The organism is Streptomyces sp., from assembly GCF_036566765.1.
In the GTDB taxonomy this organism is placed as follows: domain Bacteria; phylum Actinomycetota; class Actinomycetes; order Streptomycetales; family Streptomycetaceae; genus Streptomyces.
Genome location: NZ_DATCVQ010000591.1, coordinates 22,149 through 39,645, shown reverse-complemented (window position 1 = coordinate 39,645; position 17,497 = coordinate 22,149). Strand labels below are relative to the sequence as shown.

The window sequence follows — 17,497 nt, the reverse complement described above, 5'->3', positions numbered from 1 at the left end:
AGTCGACGCCACCCGGTGGACGGGACACCCCGTCTCCTCCTTAGGGTGGCGGCATGTCCGACGAGTCATCCGAGTCCCCTCTGCTCCGGAGCCTGCGTGCCGCGGTGGCGGCTGCGCCCGCCGACGCGCCCCTGCGGCTGCACTTCGCCGAACTGCTGCTCGCCGAGGGCCGGAACGACGAGGCCGTCGCGGAGGCGGCCGTCGCCCTCCAGCACGCGCCCGGCGACCTGGCGGCGCGCGCCTTGATGGCGCGGGCGATGGGGATGTCGCCTGCCGCTCCGGCCGCACCGACCACGCCGGCCGCACCGACCACGCCGGCTGCACCGGCCACGCCGGCTGCTCCCGCCGCGCCTGAGCCTCCCGCCGCAGCCCAACCTCCCGCCTTCGACTGGGCCGCCGCCGAGCAGCAGGTCGGCGATCTCGTCGGTCCGCGCTTCGTCGACGGCGACGGCGACGGTGGCGACCGCGGCCTCGAAGACCCGCTCGCGGCCGACGGCCCCGGCAACGACCCCGGCGACGTGTCCGCCTGGGACGTCGACGCCCCCGGCGGCGTGCGCCTCGCCGACGTCGGCGGCATGGAGGACGTCAAGGAGCGCCTGGAGGCCGCCTTCCTCGCGCCCATGCGCAACCCCGAACTCCGCAAGCTGTACGGCAAGTCGCTGCGCGGCGGCCTGCTCCTGTACGGCCCGCCCGGCTGCGGCAAGACGTTCATCGCCCGCGCCGTCGCGGGCGAGCTCGGGGCCAACTTCCTGTCGATCTCGCTCTCGGACATCCTCGACATGTGGATCGGCACCTCCGAGAAGAACGTCCACGACATCTTTCAGACGGCCCGCCGCAAGGCCCCCTGCGTCGTGTTCCTCGACGAGCTGGACGCCCTCGGCGGCAAGCGCTCCCGTACTCAGCACAGTGGCCTGCGCAACGTCGTCAACCAGCTCCTCACCGAACTCGACGGCATCGACAGCTCCGACAACGAGGGCGTGTTCGTGCTCGCCGCGACCAACGTCCCCTGGGACGTGGACATCGCGCTGCGCCGCCCCGGCCGGCTCGACCGCACCCTGCTCGTGCTGCCGCCGGACGCCCCCGCCCGCGAGGCGATCCTCCGGTACCACCTGCGCGAGCGGCCCATCGAGTCGGTCGACCTGGCCAAACTGGTCAAGGTCACCGAGGACTTCTCCGGCGCGGACCTCGCCCATCTCTGCGAGACCGCCGCCGAGACGGCACTCCTCGACTCGGCCCGTACCGGACAGGTCCGCATGATCACCACCAAGGACCTGCTGGGCGCGGCCAAGCAGATCCGGCCGTCGACCGACCCCTGGTTCGCCTCCGCCCGCAACGTCGCCATGTTCGCCAACGACGGCGGCACGTACGACGACCTCCTCGCGTACCTCAAGAAGAAGCGCAAGCTGTGACCGCCCTGCTGCGCGCCGACGCGCTGTTCGACGCCGGACGGTACGAGCAGGCCGCCGCCCTGGCCGCCCAGCACCTGGCGACCGACCCGGGCGACGGGACCGCGCTGGTGCTGCTCGCCCGCTGCCGGCACCGCCTGGGCCAGGACCGGGACGCGCTGGCCACCGTGGACGAGGCGCTGCGCGCCGAGCCGGACTCGCTCATGGCCTGGCTGGTCCGCACCGACGTGCTCCTCGCGCTGCGGGCGTACCCCGAGGCCGAGCAGACCGCCCGGCGGGCCGTCGAGATCGCGCCGCAGGCCTGGGGCAGCCACTACGCGCTCGGCGCGGCACTCGACCGGGCGGTGGACGCGGCCGCCCAGCGGCCGGTCGACTGGTCCGGCACGGCGGGCCGGAAGGCCGAGGCGTACGAGGCGGCGCGCCGGGCCGTCGAGCTCGGCCCCGAGGAGGACGCGACGCACTTCCTCGTCGGGATCACCGCGCAGCGGCTCGGCGACCACCGCACCGCTCAGCGGGCGTACGAGACGGCGCTGCGGCTCAACCCGGAGAACAGCGAGGCGCACAACAACCTGTCCCTTATCCACATGCGGGGCCGGTGGTTCAGGCGCGGTGCGTGGACGAAGGCGGCGGAGGGCTTCGTCGAGTCCGCGGCCCTTGACCGCAACGACCGCGAGGCCCGCTACAACCTGGAGACCATGGCGTGGGGGACGGCCGCCGGGGCGCGCTGGGTGGCTCTGCTCGGCTTCTTCGCCGCCGCCCTCGGCTCGGCGCCGCTGCGCACGGGCGGGACCGGGGCCGACGCGGTGGTGGCGCCGGTGATCGGCGGGGCCGTGCTGGTCGGGGCGTGGGCGGGCTGGGCGCTGTGGATGCTGCGCCGGGTGCCGCCGCGGGTGCGGCGGCCGTTGCTGCTGGTCGCGCGGGGCTGCAAGCCCGTCCTGGCGATGGCCACGGCGGTGGCGCTGCTCGGGCTGCACTCGGTGCTCACGCTGGTGCTGTGGTGGACGGACGCCACGGTCGTCGCGGGCCTCGGCGGCCCGATGTTCTGGGCCGTGGTGATCACGTACTGGGTCAGCCGCGCCGCGTTGAACCGCCGTGCGCCGGGCCGCGCGTAAGCCCACTTCCGTAAGCGCACTCGCCTGAGCCCGCCGCGGGCCGCAGTGCCCTGCGCGACCGTGCTGTCCGCCCCGGCCGATAGCATGCAGCTGTACTGATCGTCACTGATCGAGGAGGCCGGGTCCATGGCCGGAGAGCCGCAGAGCGACTGCCTGTTCTGCAAGATCGTGGACGGGGAGGTGCCCGCCACCATCGTGCGGGAGACCGAGACCACCGTCGCGTTCCGGGACATCAACCCGCAGGCGCCCACCCACGTCCTGGTCATCCCGCGGGTGCACTACCCCGACGCCGCCACGCTCGCCGCTGCCGAGCCGCAGATCGCCGCGGACATACTGCGCGAGACCCGCGAGGTCGCCGAGCTCGACAAGGTGGACCACACCGGCTACCGGGTCGTGTTCAACACCGGTGCCGGCGCGGGGCAGACCGTGTTCCACGCCCATGCGCACGTCCTCGGCGGCCGCGGCCTCAACTGGCCCCCCGGATAGCCGACCCGAGAAGGATCGACCCCCTTGTCCGTACGTGAACTCGTCGTCCTCGGCACCGCCAGCCAGGTCCCGACCCGGCACCGCAACCACAACGGCTACCTGCTCCGCTGGGACGGCGAGGGCATCCTCTTCGACCCCGGCGAGGGCACGCAGCGCCAGATGCTGCGGGCCGGGGTCGCCGCGCACGACATCAACCGGATCTGCGTCACGCATTTCCACGGCGACCACTCGCTGGGCCTGGCCGGAGTGATCCAGCGGATCAACCTCGACCAGGTGCCGCATCCGGTCACCGCCCATTACCCGGCGAGCGGGCAGCACTTCTTCGAGCGGCTGCGGTACGCGACCGCCTACCGCGAGACCGTGAAGCTGACCGAAGCCCCGATAGCCGCCGACGGGGTGCTCGCGGCGACGCCCGCGTACACCCTGGACACGTACCGGCTGTCCCACCCCGTCGAGTCGTACGGCTACCGGCTCACCGAGCCCGACGGGCGGCGGATACTGCCCGAGAAGCTCGCCGAGCACGGCATCAAGGGGCCTGACGTGGGCCGGATCCAGCGCGAGGGCGTGCTGGACGGGGTCACGCTCGACGAGGTCAGCGAGGTGCGGCGGGGGCAGCGGTTCGCGTTCGTCATGGACACCCGGCTGTGCGACGGCGTGCGCGCGCTCGCCGAGGGCTGCGATCTGCTGGTCATCGAGTCGACGTTCCTCGACGAGGACGTCCGGCTCGCGGTCGACCATGGTCACTTGACGGCGGGTCAGGCGGCGACGGTCGCCCGGGACGCCGGGGTGCGGCATCTCGTCCTCACCCACTTCTCCCAGCGGTACAGCGACCCCGCCGAGTTCGAACGGCAGGCGCGCGCGGCCGGGTTCGAGGGGGAGCTGACGATCGCCCAGGACCTCGCGCGGGTCCCCCTACCGAAGAGATAGCCGCCGCCATGACCCACATGCCCCCGCTGCCCAAGGCGGAACTGCACCTCCACATCGAGGGCACGCTCGAACCCGAGTTGGCCTTCGCGCTCGCCGCCCGCAACGGCGTCGAGCTGCCCTATCGCGACACGGAGGAGCTGCGGGCCGCCTACCGCTTCGGCGACCTGCAGTCCTTCCTCGACCTGTACTACGGCCTGATGGCCGTGCTGCGCACCGCCGAGGACTTCACCGAGCTCGCCGACGCCTACCTCGCGCGGGCCGCGGCGCAGGGTGTGCGGCACGCCGAGATCTTCTTCGACCCGCAGGCTCACATCGCCCGCGGGGTGCCGATGGGCACGGTCGTCGAGGGCCTGTCGGAGGCGCTGGACCGCGGCGAGGAGCGACACGGCGTCTCCACCCGGCTGATCATGTGCTTCCTGCGCGATGAGTCCGCGGAGTCGGCGCTGGCGACGCTGGAGGCGGCGAAGCCGTATCTGCACCGGATCACCGGCGTCGGCCTCGACTCGGCGGAGGTCGGGCATCCGCCCGCGAAGTTCCGTGAGGTGTACGCGGCGGCCGACGCGCTCGGTCTGCGCAAGGTCGCCCACGCGGGGGAGGAGGGGCCGGCGGCGTACGTCCGGGAGGCGCTGGACGTCCTCGGCGTGGAGCGGATCGACCACGGCCTGCGCTCGATGGAGGACCCGGAACTGGTGGCCCGTCTGGTCCGTGACCGGGTGCCGCTCACGCTGTGCCCGCTGTCCAACGTCCGGCTGCGCGCGGTCGACACGCTGGCCGACCATCCGCTGCCGGCGATGATGGCCGCAGGCCTGCTGGTCACGGTGAACTCGGACGACCCGGCGTACTTCGGCGGCTACGTGGGCGACAACTTCGACGCGGTGGGCGCCGTGCTGGGCCTGTCGCGTGAGCAGCTGCGGGAGCTGGCCCGTAATTCGTTCGAGGCGTCCTTCCTGGAGGACGACGAGGCGCGGCGGGAGCGGTATCTGGCGGAGGTCGAGGCGTACGACTTCGACGGGGCGTAGGGGGCGGGTGGGGGAGACGCCCCCGCTACCTGGCCTCAGCCTCGGGCGCTTGGGCGGGCCAGGCGGAATGAGGCGCGGGCGGCTCTGCGGGCCGGGGGCAGGGGGATCTCCGTGATCTGTTGTTCCGGGGCGCCCATCTGTGGGGCGGGGCCGGCGCCGCCCGCCGTCGTGCCCGCCAGTACCGCGGCCGGTGCGCCGCCTCGGCGGCGGATCGAGCCGGGGACCAGGGGGCGGCCCGCTGTGTGCAGTGCTACTGCGGTCATCGGCGCCGTCACCGCCAGCAGCAGGGCGCCCAGGACCAGGCCCATCCCCTTGTAGCCCGCCGCCTCTGACAGGAGGCTGCCCGCGAGCGGGCCGCAGGCGACGCCCAGGGAGGAGGCCGAGCCGACCAGGACCGCCCAGCGGCCGCGCGGGTCGAGCGAGGCGGCCAGGCCGATCAGGTACGACAGGACGACCGGGTAGACCGCGTTCCACAGGATCTCGCCGGTGGCGAAGGCCGCGAGCCCGTCCGCCGCCGAACTCAGCGCGACGCAGCAGGCGATGACCGCCGTGCCCACGCCGATCGGCACCGCCCGGCCCAGCCGGGAGCCCAGCGCCCCCGCCGCAGTCACCCCTACGAGGCCCGCGCCCAGCGCGGCCGCGAACACCGCGCCCACGGTGACCTCGCCCAGCCCCGCCTGCGTCACTCCTATGCGCCCGCTGACGCCCCACAGCGCGTTCTGTGCCAGTGACCAGAGCAGGATCGCCCCTGCCAGCGCCACGCCCGATCGCCGGTGGGGGAGAGGGGTCCCGGCGGCCGGCGCCTCGCCCGCCCTCGCTCGCGCGCCCGGCAACCCCGCCGTCGTCGGCCACACCAGCACCGCCACCATCGCGATCGCCGCGAACGGCAGCCCATGCCCGTCGCCCACGTGCGGCATCGTCAGGTACAGCGCTCCCGCCGTCGCCGAGACCGACAGGAGGCCCAGCGTCGAGGCGCGGTGCGGGTCGCGTCGGCCCGCGATGCCGGCCGCAGCCACCGCCGTCGCGGTTCCGGAGCCGAAGCCGCCGAGGATCGCGCCGGCGATCACCAGCGGGACGTCCGAAGCGGCCGCCGCCGTGCTGTAGCCCACCGTCATCGCCAGCAGCCCCGCGCGGGCCGCTCGGCGCGGGCCGATCCGGTCCACCCGGGAGGCGAGCGTGAAGCCCGCGCAGGCCGAGGCCAGCAGCAGGACCGAACCGGCCAGGCCGGCGTGCGTGGGGGCGAGGCCAAGCCCGGTGGCCAGGCGGCCGACGACGGTGGGCAGGAGGTACGGGGCGACGTAGCCGGCCGTGAAGAGGGCGACGAGGGGCCGGACGGCCCGCGGGCGCGACGACATGGGCGTTCCAGAGAAACAAGGGGCGGGGGGGTGGAGCGCCCGGTGTTGCACGGGATCGCGGGTCATGTTTTATCAAGCGCCCGCGCGCCCGGAGAAGGCGCGAAGACCTCTTCGAGTCGTGATCTGGGTCACCATGGGTTTGGGGGCGGGTTTCCCGGGTAGCCGAGATTCCTTTCCTCGCTGCGCTACCCGCCTCCCCCCGCCCCCGTCAGGCACACTGGCCTGATCCGCACCACGACCGGGGAGCCTGCCGTGACCACCCAGGGAGCTGACAGAGAACGCACCGCCGGAGTCGACCCGTTGGGCCTCGTGCGCGGCCCCGCCGACCCGCCCTGCGACGTCTTCCTGACCGGCATGGTCTTCCTGGACATCATCTTCACCGGGCTCGACAGCGCGCCCGTGCGCGGCACCGAGTCCTGGGCCCGGGGCATGGGCTCCAGCCCCGGCGGCGTCGCCAACATGGCCACCGCGCTCGCCCGGCTCGGGCTGCGCACCTCGCTCGCCGCCGCTTTCGGCGACGACCACTACGGCGAGTACTGCTGGGACGCCCTGGAGCAGGGCGAGGGCATCGACCTCTCGCTGTCCCGGACGATCCCCGGCTGGCACTCCCCGGTCACCGTCTCCATGGCGTACGAGGGCGAGCGCACCATGGTGTCGCACGGCCACGACGCCCCGCCGCTGGACGGCGTCGCACTCCCCGCGTACCCGCCGCACGCCCGCGCCGCCGTCGCCTCCCTCGCGCCCGGCCGCAGCGAGGAGTGGATCGCCCGCGCCGCCGGCTCCGGGGCCCGGATCTTCGGCGACGTCGGCTGGGACGAGACCGGCCGCTGGGACCTGGCCGGGCTGGCCGACCTGGACCACTGCGAGGCGTTCCTGCCGAACGCCGAGGAGGCGATGCGCTACACCCGGACCGACTGCCCGCGGGCCGCCGCCCGGGCCCTCGCGGACAAGGTCCGGTACGCGGTCGTCACGCTCGGCGCGGAGGGGGCGTACGCGGTCGACGGCGGCACCGGCGAGACCGCCGAGGTCCCGGCGATCCAGGTCTCCGCGCTCGACCCGACCGGCGCCGGGGACGTCTTCGTCGCCGGGTTCGTCACCGGCACCCTGGCCGGCTGGCCGCTCGCCGACCGGCTCGCCTTCGCCGGCCTGATCGCCGCGCTGTCCGTGCAGGAGTTCGGCGGCTCCCTCTCCGCGCCCGGCTGGGGCGAGGTCGCGGCCTGGTGGCACAAGGCCCGGGAACACGCCGGCCAGGACCCGGCGGCGCTGCGCGACCGGTACGCCTTCCTGGAGGGGCTGCTGCCCGCCGAGGCCCGCCCCTGGCCGCTGCGCCGCGCCGTCCCGACCATCGGCTTCCGCGCCGCCCCCGCCTGAAGGGCCCGCCGAGAAGGGCCCGCGTAAAAGGCTTCGGCCTTGTCAGTGACAAGTCGTAGGCTTGGTACCCGAGAGGTTGTCGAGCAGCGAGAACCCTGCAACGGGAGGTATGTGCAGGCCACAGTGCCGGCCCATGACTCAGACATCCACAGCCCACGAGAAAGTGCCGGGGCAGGCCCAAGCCCGGTTCACCGTGCCCGCCAAGCACCCGATGGTGACCGTTCTCGGTTCCGGCGACTCCCTGCTCCGCGTGATCGAGAAGGCGTTCCCGGCCGCCGACATCCATGTCCGGGGCAACGAAGTCAGCGCGACCGGTGAGGCGGCGGAAGTCGCTCTGATCCAGCGCCTGTTCGACGAGATGATGCTGGTGCTCCGCACCGGTCAGCCGATGACGGAGGACGCAGTGGAACGCTCGATCGCCATGCTCAGGGCGAGCGAGAACGGGCAGGGGGACGGCCAGGAGACCCCGGCGGAGGTGCTCACCCAGAACATCCTCTCCAGCCGCGGCCGCACGATCCGGCCCAAGACGCTCAACCAGAAGCGCTACGTCGACGCGATCGACAAGCACACCATCGTCTTCGGCATCGGCCCCGCCGGCACCGGCAAGACGTACCTGGCCATGGCCAAGGCGGTCCAGGCCCTGCAGTCCAAGCAGGTCACCCGGATCATCCTGACCCGGCCGGCCGTCGAGGCGGGCGAGCGGCTCGGCTTCCTGCCCGGCACGCTCTACGAGAAGATCGACCCGTACCTGCGGCCGCTCTACGACGCGCTGCACGACATGCTCGACCCCGACTCGATCCCGAAGCTGATGGCCAGCGGGACGATCGAGGTCGCGCCGCTGGCGTACATGCGAGGACGGACGCTCAACGACGCGTTCATCATCCTCGACGAGGCGCAGAACACGAACCCCGAGCAGATGAAGATGTTCCTCACCCGCCTCGGCTTCGACTCGAAGATCGTCATCACCGGTGACGTGACCCAGGTCGACCTGCCCGGCGGTACGAAGAGCGGTCTGCGACAGGTCCGCGACATCCTGGACGGCGTCCCGGACGTCCACTTCTCGATGCTCACGTCGCAGGATGTCGTCCGGCACAAGCTCGTCGGCCGTATCGTCGACGCGTACGAGCAGTACGACAGCCGGAACGGCTCCAACGGGAAGTAGTCACAGCGCACCATGTCGATCGACGTCAACAACGAGTCCGGAACCGAGGTCGACGAGCAGGCGATCCTCGACATCGCCCGCTACGCGCTGGCTCGGATGCGCATCCACCCGCTCTCCGAGCTCTCGGTGATCGTCGTGGACGCGGAGGCGATGGAGCAGCTCCACATCCAGTGGATGGACCTGCCGGGCCCGACCGACGTCATGTCCTTCCCGATGGACGAGCTGCGTCCGCCGGCGAAGGACGACGACAACGCGGAGCCCCCGCAGGGGCTCCTCGGCGACATCGTGCTCTGCCCGGAGGTCGCCAAGAAGCAGGGCGAGGACGCGCCGACGGGGCACTCCATGGACGAGGAGCTGCAGCTGCTCACCGTGCATGGAGTGCTGCACCTGCTCGGCTACGACCACGAGGAGCCCGAGGAGAAGGCCGAGATGTTCGGCCTCCAGGCGGCGATCGTCGACGGTTGGCGCGCGGAGAAGGGCCTGACCGGCCCGTCCCCGGCTCCGACCGTCTCCTGAGCCCGGTTCCGGGTCCCCGATGGACGCTTCACTGATCCTCGGCGCGGTCGCGCTGGTCGTGGTCGCCTGGCTGGCGGCCTGCGCCGAGGCCGGGCTCGCCCGGGTCTCCAGCTTCCGCGCCGCCGAGGCCGTACGGTCCGGGCGGCGCGGCGCGGACAAGCTCGCCCAGGTCGCCGCCGACCCCACCCGCTATCTCAACGTGGCGCTGCTGGTCCGGGTCGCCTGCGAGATGGCGGCCGGCGTTCTCGTCACGTACGCCTGCCTGGAGGCCTTCTCGGAGACCTGGGAGGCGCTGCTGGTCGCGATCGCCGTCATGGTGCTCGTGTCGTACGTCGCCGTCGGCGTCTCGCCGCGCACCATCGGCCGCCAGCACCCGCTGAACACGGCGACGGCGGCCGCGTACGTGCTGCTGCCGCTGGCCCGCGTGATGGGCCCGATCCCGCAGCTGCTGATCCTCATCGGCAATGCGCTCACCCCCGGCAAGGGCTTCCGCAAGGGCCCCTTCGCCTCCGAGGCGGAGCTGCGGGCGATGGTCGACCTGGCCGAGCAGGAGTCGCTGATCGAGGACGAGGAGCGCCGGATGGTGCACTCGGTCTTCGAGCTCGGCGACACCCTCGTACGCGAGGTGATGGTGCCGCGCACCGACCTGGTCTGCATCGAGCGGTACAAGACGATCCGTCAGGCGATGACGCTCGCGCTGCGCTCCGGTTTCTCGCGGATCCCGGTCACCGGGGAGAACGAGGACGACATCGTCGGCATCGTCTATCTCAAGGACCTGGTCCGCAAGACGCACATCAACCGCGAGGCGGAGGCGGACCTCGTCTCGACGGCGATGCGCTCGGCCGCGTTCGTGCCCGACACGAAGAACGCCGGCGATCTGCTGCGCGAGATGCAGCAGGAGCGCAACCACGTGGCCGTGGTGATCGACGAGTACGGCGGCACGGCCGGCATCGTCACGATCGAGGACATCCTGGAGGAGATCGTCGGCGAGATCACCGACGAGTACGACCGCGAGCTGCCGCCGGTCCAGGAGCTGGGCGACGACCGCTACCGGGTCACGGCCCGGCTGGACATCGGCGACCTCGGCGAGCTCTACGGCTTCGGCGCGGACGAGTACGACGACGAGGACGTCGAGACGGTCGGCGGCCTGCTCGCGAAGGCGCTCGGCCGGGTCCCGATCGCGGGCGCGTCGTCCGTGGTCGAGCTGCCCGACGGGCGCTCGCTGCGGCTGACGGCGGAGTCGCCGGCCGGCCGCCGGAACAAGATCGTGACCGTGCTCGTGGAGCCCGAGACCGAACCCGATCCGCAGGAGAGCGCGTGAACGAGGAGGATGCGTGAACGCGGAGCAGCTGAGGGCGTTCTGTCTGGACTTCAACGCCGCGACGGAGGAGTTCCCCTTCACCCCGGAGACCTCGGTCTTCAAGGTGCGGGGCAAGATGTTCGCGCTCTCCGCGCTGGACGCGGAGCCGCTGCGGATCAATCTCAAGTGCGATCCGGACGAGGCGGTGCGGCTGCGCGAGGAGCACTCGGCGATCGCGCCCGGCTACCACATGAACAAGCGGCACTGGAACACCGTGACCGTGGGCGAGCTCCCGGAGCGGATGGTCCGGGAGCTGATCGAGGACTCGTACGACCTCGTGGTCGCCGGCCTGCCCCGCGCGGAGCGGCTGAAGCTGGACCGCCCGTAGCCCGACCACGGCCCCGGCGTCAGGACTGCTTCCGCAGCCCCAGGGCGACCACGACCGCCGTCGCCAGCACGATCGCCGCGTCCAGGGCGAGGACGGTGCGGACACCCCCGTACAGGTCCTGGCCCGTGGTCGCGAGCACGCCGAGCAGCGGGATGCCGATCGTGATGCCGACCTGCTGCGTCGTGGTCACCAGACCGGTGGCCAGCCCCTGCTCCTCGTCCGGGACGCCCGAGGTGACGGTCACGCCGTACGAGATGATCGCGCCGAGGTGGCACATGGACGCCAGCGAGACCGCGACCGCGGCGACGATCGCGCCCGACTCGGCGCCGATGCCCAGGATCGCCGCCACGAACAGGCCCTGCCCGACGAGCGAGAGCACCAGGGTGCGACGGGCGCCGAGCCGGCCGATCACCTTCGGCGCGACCGTCCCGGCGAAGACCGAGACGACGCCCTGCACGCCGAAGACCAAGCCGGTGGCGAAGGACGAGAGCTTCAGCGTCTGCTGGAGGTAGAGCGTCAGGACGAAGACGACGGTCGACATCATCGAGAAGGTGATCAGTCCGCCGAGGTTGCCGAAGGCGACCGTGCGCCGCTTCAGCATCGGCAGCGAGACCAGCGGGGCGTCGTGCCGGGACTCCACCACTACGAACGTCACGAGCAGCGCGATGCCGGCGACCAGCGTGACCAGCACGTCCGCGCCGCCGAAGCCGCGCTCCGCGGCCGTCGACAGGGCGTAGATCAGCGCCAGCAGCGCGCCGGTGACGGTCACCGCGCCAGGCACGTCGAGCCGAGGCCGCTCCGGCGTCCGCGACTCGGGCAGCAGGCCCGGAGCGAGTGGCAGCACGATCAGGGTGAACACGGAGAGCAGGCCCATCGTCGAGCGCCAGCCGAGCGTGTCGGTCATGACCCCGCCGAGGACCATGCCGATCGTGAAGCCGAGCGAGAGCAGGGTGCCGGAGATGCCGAGCGCCCGGTCGCGCAGCGGGCCCTCCGGGAAGGTGGTGGTCAGCAGGGACATGCCGGTCGGCACGATCGCCGCCGCGCCGAGGCCCTGGAGGGCCCGGCCGGTCAGGAAGGAGGCCGGGTCCCAGGCGAAGGTGGCGAGCAGGGAGGCCGCGCCGAAGAGGGCGAGCCCGGCGAGGAACAGCCTCTTGCGCCCGTAGAGGTCGCCGAGCCGGCCGGACAGCAGCAGGAAGCCGCCGGACGGCAGGGCGAACGCGGTGACCGCCCACTGGAGGGCGGAGGGGCTCAGTCCGAGGTCGGCGCCGAGCGCCGGCAGCGCCACGTTCAGCACGGAGAAGTCGAGCGCCACCATGAACTGGGCCGCGCACAGCACGAAGAGGATCAGCCGGGTGCGTCCCGTCAGACCGGTGTCGGCGGCGGGGGCGGACGGGGGAGTGGTCAGGGTTGCCATGCCGTCCACTCTCCGGTCGCGGGAACAACCGTGGGGAGCGGGAACTTATCCTGTTGGTCGCACCACCAGGCATCCAGGGGGAGGAAGCACACGTGGCCACGGCACTGGAGAGCTCCGCCGCGAAGGCGCACCGACTGGCAGAACTGCGCGAGTTCCTGATGAACCGTCGGGCCCGGGTGAGCCCTGCCGAGGCCGGCCTTCCGGACGGTGGCGCCCGGCGCCGTACGCCCGGACTGCGCCGCGAGGAGGTCGCCGTGCTTGCGGGGGTGGGCGCCTCCTGGTACCAGTGGCTGGAGCAGGGCCGGGACATCACCGTCTCGCCGCAGGTCCTGGACTCGGTGGCGCGGGTGCTGCGGCTGAGCCCGGCGGAGCGGCGGCATCTGTACGTGCTGGCGGCGCTCAACCCGCCGGCCCTGGAGCCGGCCCCGGAGGACCGGGACATGTGCCAGGGGCTGCGGCGGCTCATCGACACGTGGATGCCGTTCCCCGCGCACATCATGGACCAGTACTGGAACGCCGTGGTGTACAACGACGCGGCGGCGATCGTGCTCGGTATGCGGCCGGAGATCACGCAGAACTGCCTGATCGCCTTCTTCACCGACCCGCTGTACCGCGCGCGGGCGAAGGGCTGGGCCGAGCTGGCGCCGAGGGTCGTCGCGCAGTTCCGGTCCGCCTGCTCGGAGTGCCCGGACGACGAAGGGTTCCTGGCGGTGGTCGAGGAGGCGAAGGCGGCCAGTGCGGAGTTCGCCGAGCTGTGGGAGCGGCGGGACATCCTGCCGGGCGGCCAGAACCGCAAGGAGTTGGAGCATCCGCTGGTTGGCGAGCTGGTCGTGGAGTCCACCCAGCTGAGGGTGCCCGCCCGCCCTGACCTCGTGATCGTGCTGCACAACCCGCTGCCGGTGGCGGACACGGCCGCGAAGCTGGAGTGGCTGGTGTCGCCGGAGGGCCGCCGTGGGGCCATGTACCCGGTGGCGGGCTGAGCGGGGCCGCCGACCTATGCTCGGATCATGACACTGAGCAGCGAGCACGGCGACCTCGGCGCCGAGGACCTGAAGATCATCACGCTGGCGCGCAGCGCTCGCGCCCGCAACGGGGTGCCGGAAGGTGCGGCGGTACGCGACGAGACCGGCCGGACCTACGTCGCCGGGACGGTCGCCCTGGATTCGCTCAAGCTCAGCGCGCTCCAGACCGCGGTCGCCATGGCCGTCGCCAGCGGCGCGCAGTCGCTGGAGGCCGCGGCCGTCGTCTCGAACGCGGAGGCCGCGTCCGACGCGGACCGCGCCGCCGTACGCGACCTCGGCGGCCCGGAGACCCCGGTGCTGCTGGCCGGTCCGGACGGCACGCTGCGCGCGGCGGTCACCGCGGGCTGACGCGGACGGACGCGAAGGCTGACGCGGACGGACCCGCGTGCCGTCGCGGCGGACCCGCTCCGGAGGAGGGCTCGGCGAAATGCCGGTCCCTCCTCCGCTTTTGTGCCGTTGTGGGCCGATCTTGACAGTATCTGATGGGTCATCAGTCGGTGCATTTCGATTCCATTGACTTCTCTTGCGGCGGAGCCGTCAATGGCGCCCTCTCATCCCTGAGGAGGGGGCACACATGGCATTGCTCCGGACCAGGACCCGAAGACGGCGCTTCACCGCCGCCTTCGGCGTCTCCGCTCTCGTGCTCGCCGCCGGCGGCACCCTCGCCGCCCCGGCCGGCGCGGCGGCGCTCGCGTCGGCCCCGGTCGACTTCGCGACGCACTGCGTGCCGCCGCCGATCGCCGGCATCCCGCCCATCGACGGCACCACCACCGCCCAGATCACCGTCGACAACCCGACGCCCAAGGTCGGCGACACGGTCACCGTCACCTACAAGGTGACCAAGCCCGCCGCGTCCAACCCGGTCGACCTGGCCCTGCCGGCCGACATCATGACCCCGACCGGCAAGGTCACCCTCGGCGGCGCCCAGTCCGGCGCCGTCACCGTGGCCGGCCCGAAGAAGAACGACCCGGTCCCCGGCAAGGGCGCCTTCCCGCCGTTCTCGATGACCGGCACCTTCACGGTCACCCAGCCCGGCTCGATCACCCTGTCGCCCGGCGACTACAACATCCACACCAGCTACATCATGGAGCTGGACACTCCCTGCACCGTCACCAACCCGCCCGCACCGGTCTCCGAGACGGTCGTCGCGACGGCGCAGCCGGGCGCCAACGAGCGCTCGCTCCAGCTCGGCACCGCCTCCGGCGCGCCGGGCGAACGGGTCACCGTCACCGGCGCCAAGTTCACCCCGCTCGCCGAGGTCACCCTCGTCGGCAGGGCCGGGGCCGCCGAGACCGCCGACAAGATGACGGTCACGACGGACAGCGCGGGCGGCTTCGTCGCACGCCTGACGGTCAACGACAAGGCGACCAGCGGGATCGTGGCGTACGAGGGCGCGGCCTGGGACCCCGAGAAGGGGGCCGGGCCGGTGACGTACACCGTGATCGACGACACCCCGCCGCCGCCGAACAGCCAGAAGCTGAACACGGCGGTCACCGCGGGCCAGCTGTCGATGACCCAGGCCGGTGACACCGTCCAGCTGTCGTCCGTCGACTTCGGCCAGGGCGGCGCGGCGGCCGGCGACCTGAAGACGGTCACCGTCAAGGACTTCCGCGGCGGCCCCGCGGGCTGGTCCCTGACCGGCAAGGTCACCGACTTCACCGGACCGGGCGGCGCCATCGGCGCGGGCCGGCTGAGCTGGACCCCGGCCTGCACCACCAAGGCCGGCAGCCCCAGCACCTGTGTCCCGGGCTCGGCCGGACCGGTGGGCGGCGGCGGGGCGACCCTCGCCTCCACACCGAACGGCACGGTCACCGGCGGTGAGTTCACCGTGGACGCCAAGGTCTCCCTGGACGTCCCGGCGTTCACGGCCCCCGGCGCGTACTCCGGTCTGCTCACCCTGACCCTCACGTGACCGACAGGAGTGAACCGAAGGGACGCTGAAGCGCCCCGGAGGGGCACGACGAAAAATACAGCGGGCCGGGCGCGCACCCGGTCGGCCCGCCTCCGACCCCGGGAGTTCCACACCGTGCGCAAAACGTCCGCGCTGCTCGTCGCCCTCCTCGCCGCGCTGCTGCTCGCCGCGCCCGGGACCACCGCCCGCGCCGCCGAGAACGGCGAGTGGGCCGTGTTCCCCGCCGCCTCCGAGCTGGGCGGCCGCCCGTACTTCTACCTCTCCGCCGACACCGGCGGCACGATCGCCGACAGGGTCACCGTCAGCAACAAGACCGCCGCCCCGCTGACCTTCCGCCTCTACGGCGCCGACGCGTACAACACCGAGCGCGACGGCGGCTTCGCCGTCCGTACCCGCGGCGAGAAGCAGACCGGCGCCGGGGCCTGGATCAGGCTCGGCAGCGAGCGGGTGACCGTGCCCGCCCGCGGCCACGTGACCGTCCCCTTCACGCTGACCGTCCCCGCCGACGCCGAGCCCGGCGACCACCCCGGGGCCGTCGTCGCCCTCGACGAGCGGATCGCGCCCGGCGGCAGCGGCTCCGTCGCGGTCGGCGTGCAGCGCGCCGTAGGGGCCCGCGTCTATCTGCGGGTCAACGGGCCCACTGTCCCCGCGCTCTCCGTCGAGGACGTCACCCTCGACCAGGACCGGCCGCTCGTCCCCGGCGCCCGCGAGAGCAGCGCCCTCGTCTCGTACACGCTGCACAATCGCGGCAACGTGACCCTCAACCCGCGGGTCGCGCTGCGCGCCGAGGGCGTCTTCGGGCGGACCCTGCTCGACCGGAACCTCGCGAAGATCCCCTCCGAGCTGCTGCCCCGGCAGAAGATCCGGCTCACCGAGCGCTGGGCCGACGCCCCCCAGTTCGACTGGGGGCAGGTGACTCTCACGGCCACCGCCAAGGACGTCCGCGAGTCCGCGCACGCCTCGTTCCTGGCCCTGCCGTGGCTGGTCGGCGTCGTCCTGCTCACGACCGGGACCGGGGCCGGCGGATGGTGGCTGCTGCGCCGCCGCGGCATGCCGTCCGGGCGCTGAGCGCGTACGCGGTACGTGGTGGGGTCCCGCATCGGGGACAATGGCCCTCATGAGCGCTCGCACCCCAGAAACCGAAGCCGACCACCGGGCCGGCTTCGCCTGCTTCGTCGGCCGCCCCAACGCGGGCAAGTCCACCCTCACGAACGCTCTGGTCGGCCAGAAGGTGGCGATCACCTCCAACCGGCCGCAGACCACCCGGCACACCGTCCGCGGCATCGTGCACCGCCCGGACGCCCAGCTGATCCTGGTGGACACGCCGGGCCTCCACAAGCCGCGCACCCTGCTCGGCGAGCGCCTCAACGACATCGTGCGCACGACGTGGGCCGAGGTCGACGTGATCGGCTTCTGCCTGCCGGCCAACGAGAAGCTCGGCCCCGGCGACCGCTTCATCGCCAAGGAGCTCGCCGAGATCAAGAAGACCCCCAAGGTCGCGATCATCACCAAGACCGACCTGGTCGACTCCAAGACCCTCGCCGAGCAGCTCATCGCCATCGACCAGCTCGGCAAGGAGCTGGGCTTCGAGTGGCAGCAGATCGTGCCGGTCTCGGCCGTCGGCGACAAGCAGGTCCAGCTCGTCGCCGACCTGCTGATCCCGCTCCTCCCGGAGTCCCCGCCGCTCTACCCGGAGGGCGACCTCACCGACGAGCCGGAGATGGTCATGGTCGCCGAGCTGATCCGCGAGGCGGCGCTCGAAGGCGTACGGGACGAGCTGCCGCACTCGATCGCGGTCGTCGTCGAGGAGATGCTGCCGCGCGAGAACCGCCCCGCGGACCGGCCGCTGCTCGACATCCACGCGAACGTCTACATCGAGCGCCCCAGTCAGAAGGGGATCATCATCGGCCCCAAGGGCAGCCGCCTCAAGGAGGTCGGGACGAAGTCCCGCAAGCACATCGAGGCGCTGCTCGGGACCCCGGTCTTCCTCGACCTGCACGTGAAGGTCGCGAAGGACTGGCAGCGGGACCCCAAGCAGCTCCGCAAGCTGGGCTTCTAGGGCAGAAAGCCAGGGCAGAAGGCCAGGGCAGAAGGCCAGGGCGGAAAA

At 72.5% G+C, this 17,497-nt stretch carries 17 protein-coding genes; 15 read left to right on the top strand and 2 right to left on the bottom strand.

Annotated elements, in window-relative coordinates:
* Positions 1–53: 53 nt before the first annotated feature.
* The 5 genes from VIU94_RS34345 to VIU94_RS34325 all read left to right on the top strand — a co-directional run bounded on the left by VIU94_RS34345 (position 54) and on the right by VIU94_RS34325 (position 4,950).
* A complete protein-coding gene (locus VIU94_RS34345; protein ID WP_331917667.1) occupies positions 54–1,409 on the top strand; it encodes an ATP-binding protein in 1,356 nt (451 codons plus the stop codon).
* The gene (locus tag VIU94_RS34340; RefSeq protein ID WP_331917665.1) at positions 1,406–2,518 is read left to right on the top strand and encodes a tetratricopeptide repeat protein; all 1,113 of its coding nucleotides are present in this window, start codon (positions 1,406–1,408) and stop codon (positions 2,516–2,518) included. The genes VIU94_RS34345 and VIU94_RS34340 overlap by 4 nt, the downstream gene beginning before the upstream one ends.
* A 126-nt stretch (positions 2,519–2,644) precedes the next feature.
* Positions 2,645–3,004 (top strand): histidine triad nucleotide-binding protein, encoded by a 360-nt coding sequence (locus tag VIU94_RS34335; protein WP_331917663.1) that lies wholly within the window; start codon positions 2,645–2,647, stop codon positions 3,002–3,004.
* A gap of 24 nt (positions 3,005–3,028) precedes the next feature.
* The gene (locus tag VIU94_RS34330) at positions 3,029–3,931 is read left to right on the top strand and encodes a ribonuclease Z (RefSeq protein ID WP_331917661.1); all 903 of its coding nucleotides are present in this window, start codon (positions 3,029–3,031) and stop codon (positions 3,929–3,931) included.
* Between the two features lie 17 nt (positions 3,932–3,948).
* Positions 3,949–4,950, top strand: coding sequence for an adenosine deaminase (locus VIU94_RS34325; RefSeq protein WP_331917691.1), 1,002 nt, complete (start codon positions 3,949–3,951; stop codon positions 4,948–4,950).
* Positions 4,951–4,985: 35 nt separating this feature from the next.
* Here VIU94_RS34325 and VIU94_RS34320 read toward each other — a convergent pair whose 3' ends face one another.
* Positions 4,986–6,305, bottom strand: a complete 1,320-nt coding sequence (locus tag VIU94_RS34320; RefSeq protein ID WP_331917659.1) for an MFS transporter — start codon at positions 6,303–6,305, stop codon at positions 4,986–4,988.
* A gap of 252 nt (positions 6,306–6,557) precedes the next feature.
* Here VIU94_RS34320 and VIU94_RS34315 point away from each other — a divergent pair, with 252 nt between their 5' ends.
* The 5 genes from VIU94_RS34315 (at position 6,558) to VIU94_RS34295 (ending at position 11,042) form a co-directional block, all read left to right on the top strand.
* A complete protein-coding gene (locus VIU94_RS34315) occupies positions 6,558–7,676 on the top strand; it encodes a carbohydrate kinase family protein (RefSeq protein ID WP_331917657.1) in 1,119 nt (372 codons plus the stop codon).
* Positions 7,677–7,809: 133 nt separating this feature from the next.
* Positions 7,810–8,838 carry a PhoH family protein gene (locus tag VIU94_RS34310; protein WP_331917655.1) on the top strand — a complete coding sequence of 343 codons (1,029 nt, stop codon included), beginning with the start codon at positions 7,810–7,812 and terminating at the stop codon, positions 8,836–8,838.
* Between the two features lie 12 nt (positions 8,839–8,850).
* Positions 8,851–9,354, top strand: coding sequence for an rRNA maturation RNase YbeY (gene ybeY / locus VIU94_RS34305; RefSeq protein ID WP_331917653.1), 504 nt, complete (start codon positions 8,851–8,853; stop codon positions 9,352–9,354).
* A gap of 19 nt (positions 9,355–9,373) precedes the next feature.
* Positions 9,374–10,675, top strand: coding sequence for a hemolysin family protein (locus VIU94_RS34300; RefSeq protein WP_331917651.1), 1,302 nt, complete (start codon positions 9,374–9,376; stop codon positions 10,673–10,675).
* Between the two features lie 13 nt (positions 10,676–10,688).
* Positions 10,689–11,042 carry an MmcQ/YjbR family DNA-binding protein gene (locus VIU94_RS34295; RefSeq protein ID WP_331917649.1) on the top strand — a complete coding sequence of 118 codons (354 nt, stop codon included), beginning with the start codon at positions 10,689–10,691 and terminating at the stop codon, positions 11,040–11,042.
* 19 nt (positions 11,043–11,061) lie between these two features.
* Here VIU94_RS34295 and VIU94_RS34290 read toward each other — a convergent pair whose 3' ends face one another.
* Entirely contained in the window at positions 11,062–12,456 is a 1,395-nt protein-coding gene (locus VIU94_RS34290) for an MFS transporter (RefSeq protein ID WP_331917647.1), read from the bottom strand.
* Positions 12,457–12,614: 158 nt separating this feature from the next.
* Between VIU94_RS34290 and VIU94_RS34285 the strand changes: the two genes are divergently transcribed.
* The 5 genes from VIU94_RS34285 to era all read left to right on the top strand — a co-directional run bounded on the left by VIU94_RS34285 (position 12,615) and on the right by era (position 17,449).
* Entirely contained in the window at positions 12,615–13,436 is an 822-nt protein-coding gene (locus VIU94_RS34285; protein WP_414721059.1) for a helix-turn-helix transcriptional regulator, read from the top strand.
* A gap of 27 nt (positions 13,437–13,463) precedes the next feature.
* A complete protein-coding gene (locus VIU94_RS34280) occupies positions 13,464–13,826 on the top strand; it encodes a cytidine deaminase-like protein (RefSeq protein WP_331917643.1) in 363 nt (120 codons plus the stop codon).
* A gap of 226 nt (positions 13,827–14,052) precedes the next feature.
* Positions 14,053–15,390 (top strand): beta-xylosidase, encoded by a 1,338-nt coding sequence (locus VIU94_RS34275; RefSeq protein WP_331917641.1) that lies wholly within the window; start codon positions 14,053–14,055, stop codon positions 15,388–15,390.
* A 114-nt stretch (positions 15,391–15,504) separates the two neighbouring features.
* A complete protein-coding gene (locus tag VIU94_RS34270) occupies positions 15,505–16,458 on the top strand; it encodes a COG1470 family protein (RefSeq protein ID WP_331917639.1) in 954 nt (317 codons plus the stop codon).
* Positions 16,459–16,507: 49 nt separating this feature from the next.
* Positions 16,508–17,449, top strand: a complete 942-nt coding sequence (gene era / locus VIU94_RS34265) for a GTPase Era (RefSeq protein WP_331917637.1) — start codon at positions 16,508–16,510, stop codon at positions 17,447–17,449.
* Positions 17,450–17,497: the final 48 nt, after the last annotated feature.

Coding starts and splice junctions, on each gene's coding strand:
- VIU94_RS34345 (WP_331917667.1), top strand. CDS start 54: ATGTCCGACGAGTCATCCGAGTCCCCTCTGCTCCGGAGCCTGCGTGCC.
- VIU94_RS34335 (WP_331917663.1), top strand. CDS start 2,645: ATGGCCGGAGAGCCGCAGAGCGACTGCCTGTTCTGCAAGATCGTGGAC.
- VIU94_RS34325 (WP_331917691.1), top strand. CDS start 3,949: ATGCCCCCGCTGCCCAAGGCGGAACTGCACCTCCACATCGAGGGCACG.
- VIU94_RS34320 (WP_331917659.1), bottom strand. CDS start 6,305: ATGTCGTCGCGCCCGCGGGCCGTCCGGCCCCTCGTCGCCCTCTTCACG.
- VIU94_RS34310 (WP_331917655.1), top strand. CDS start 7,810: ATGACTCAGACATCCACAGCCCACGAGAAAGTGCCGGGGCAGGCCCAA.
- ybeY (WP_331917653.1), top strand. CDS start 8,851: ATGTCGATCGACGTCAACAACGAGTCCGGAACCGAGGTCGACGAGCAG.
- VIU94_RS34300 (WP_331917651.1), top strand. CDS start 9,374: ATGGACGCTTCACTGATCCTCGGCGCGGTCGCGCTGGTCGTGGTCGCC.
- VIU94_RS34290 (WP_331917647.1), bottom strand. CDS start 12,456: ATGGCAACCCTGACCACTCCCCCGTCCGCCCCCGCCGCCGACACCGGT.
- VIU94_RS34285 (WP_414721059.1), top strand. CDS start 12,615: ATGAACCGTCGGGCCCGGGTGAGCCCTGCCGAGGCCGGCCTTCCGGAC.
- VIU94_RS34280 (WP_331917643.1), top strand. CDS start 13,464: ATGACACTGAGCAGCGAGCACGGCGACCTCGGCGCCGAGGACCTGAAG.
- VIU94_RS34275 (WP_331917641.1), top strand. CDS start 14,053: ATGGCATTGCTCCGGACCAGGACCCGAAGACGGCGCTTCACCGCCGCC.
- era (WP_331917637.1), top strand. CDS start 16,508: ATGAGCGCTCGCACCCCAGAAACCGAAGCCGACCACCGGGCCGGCTTC.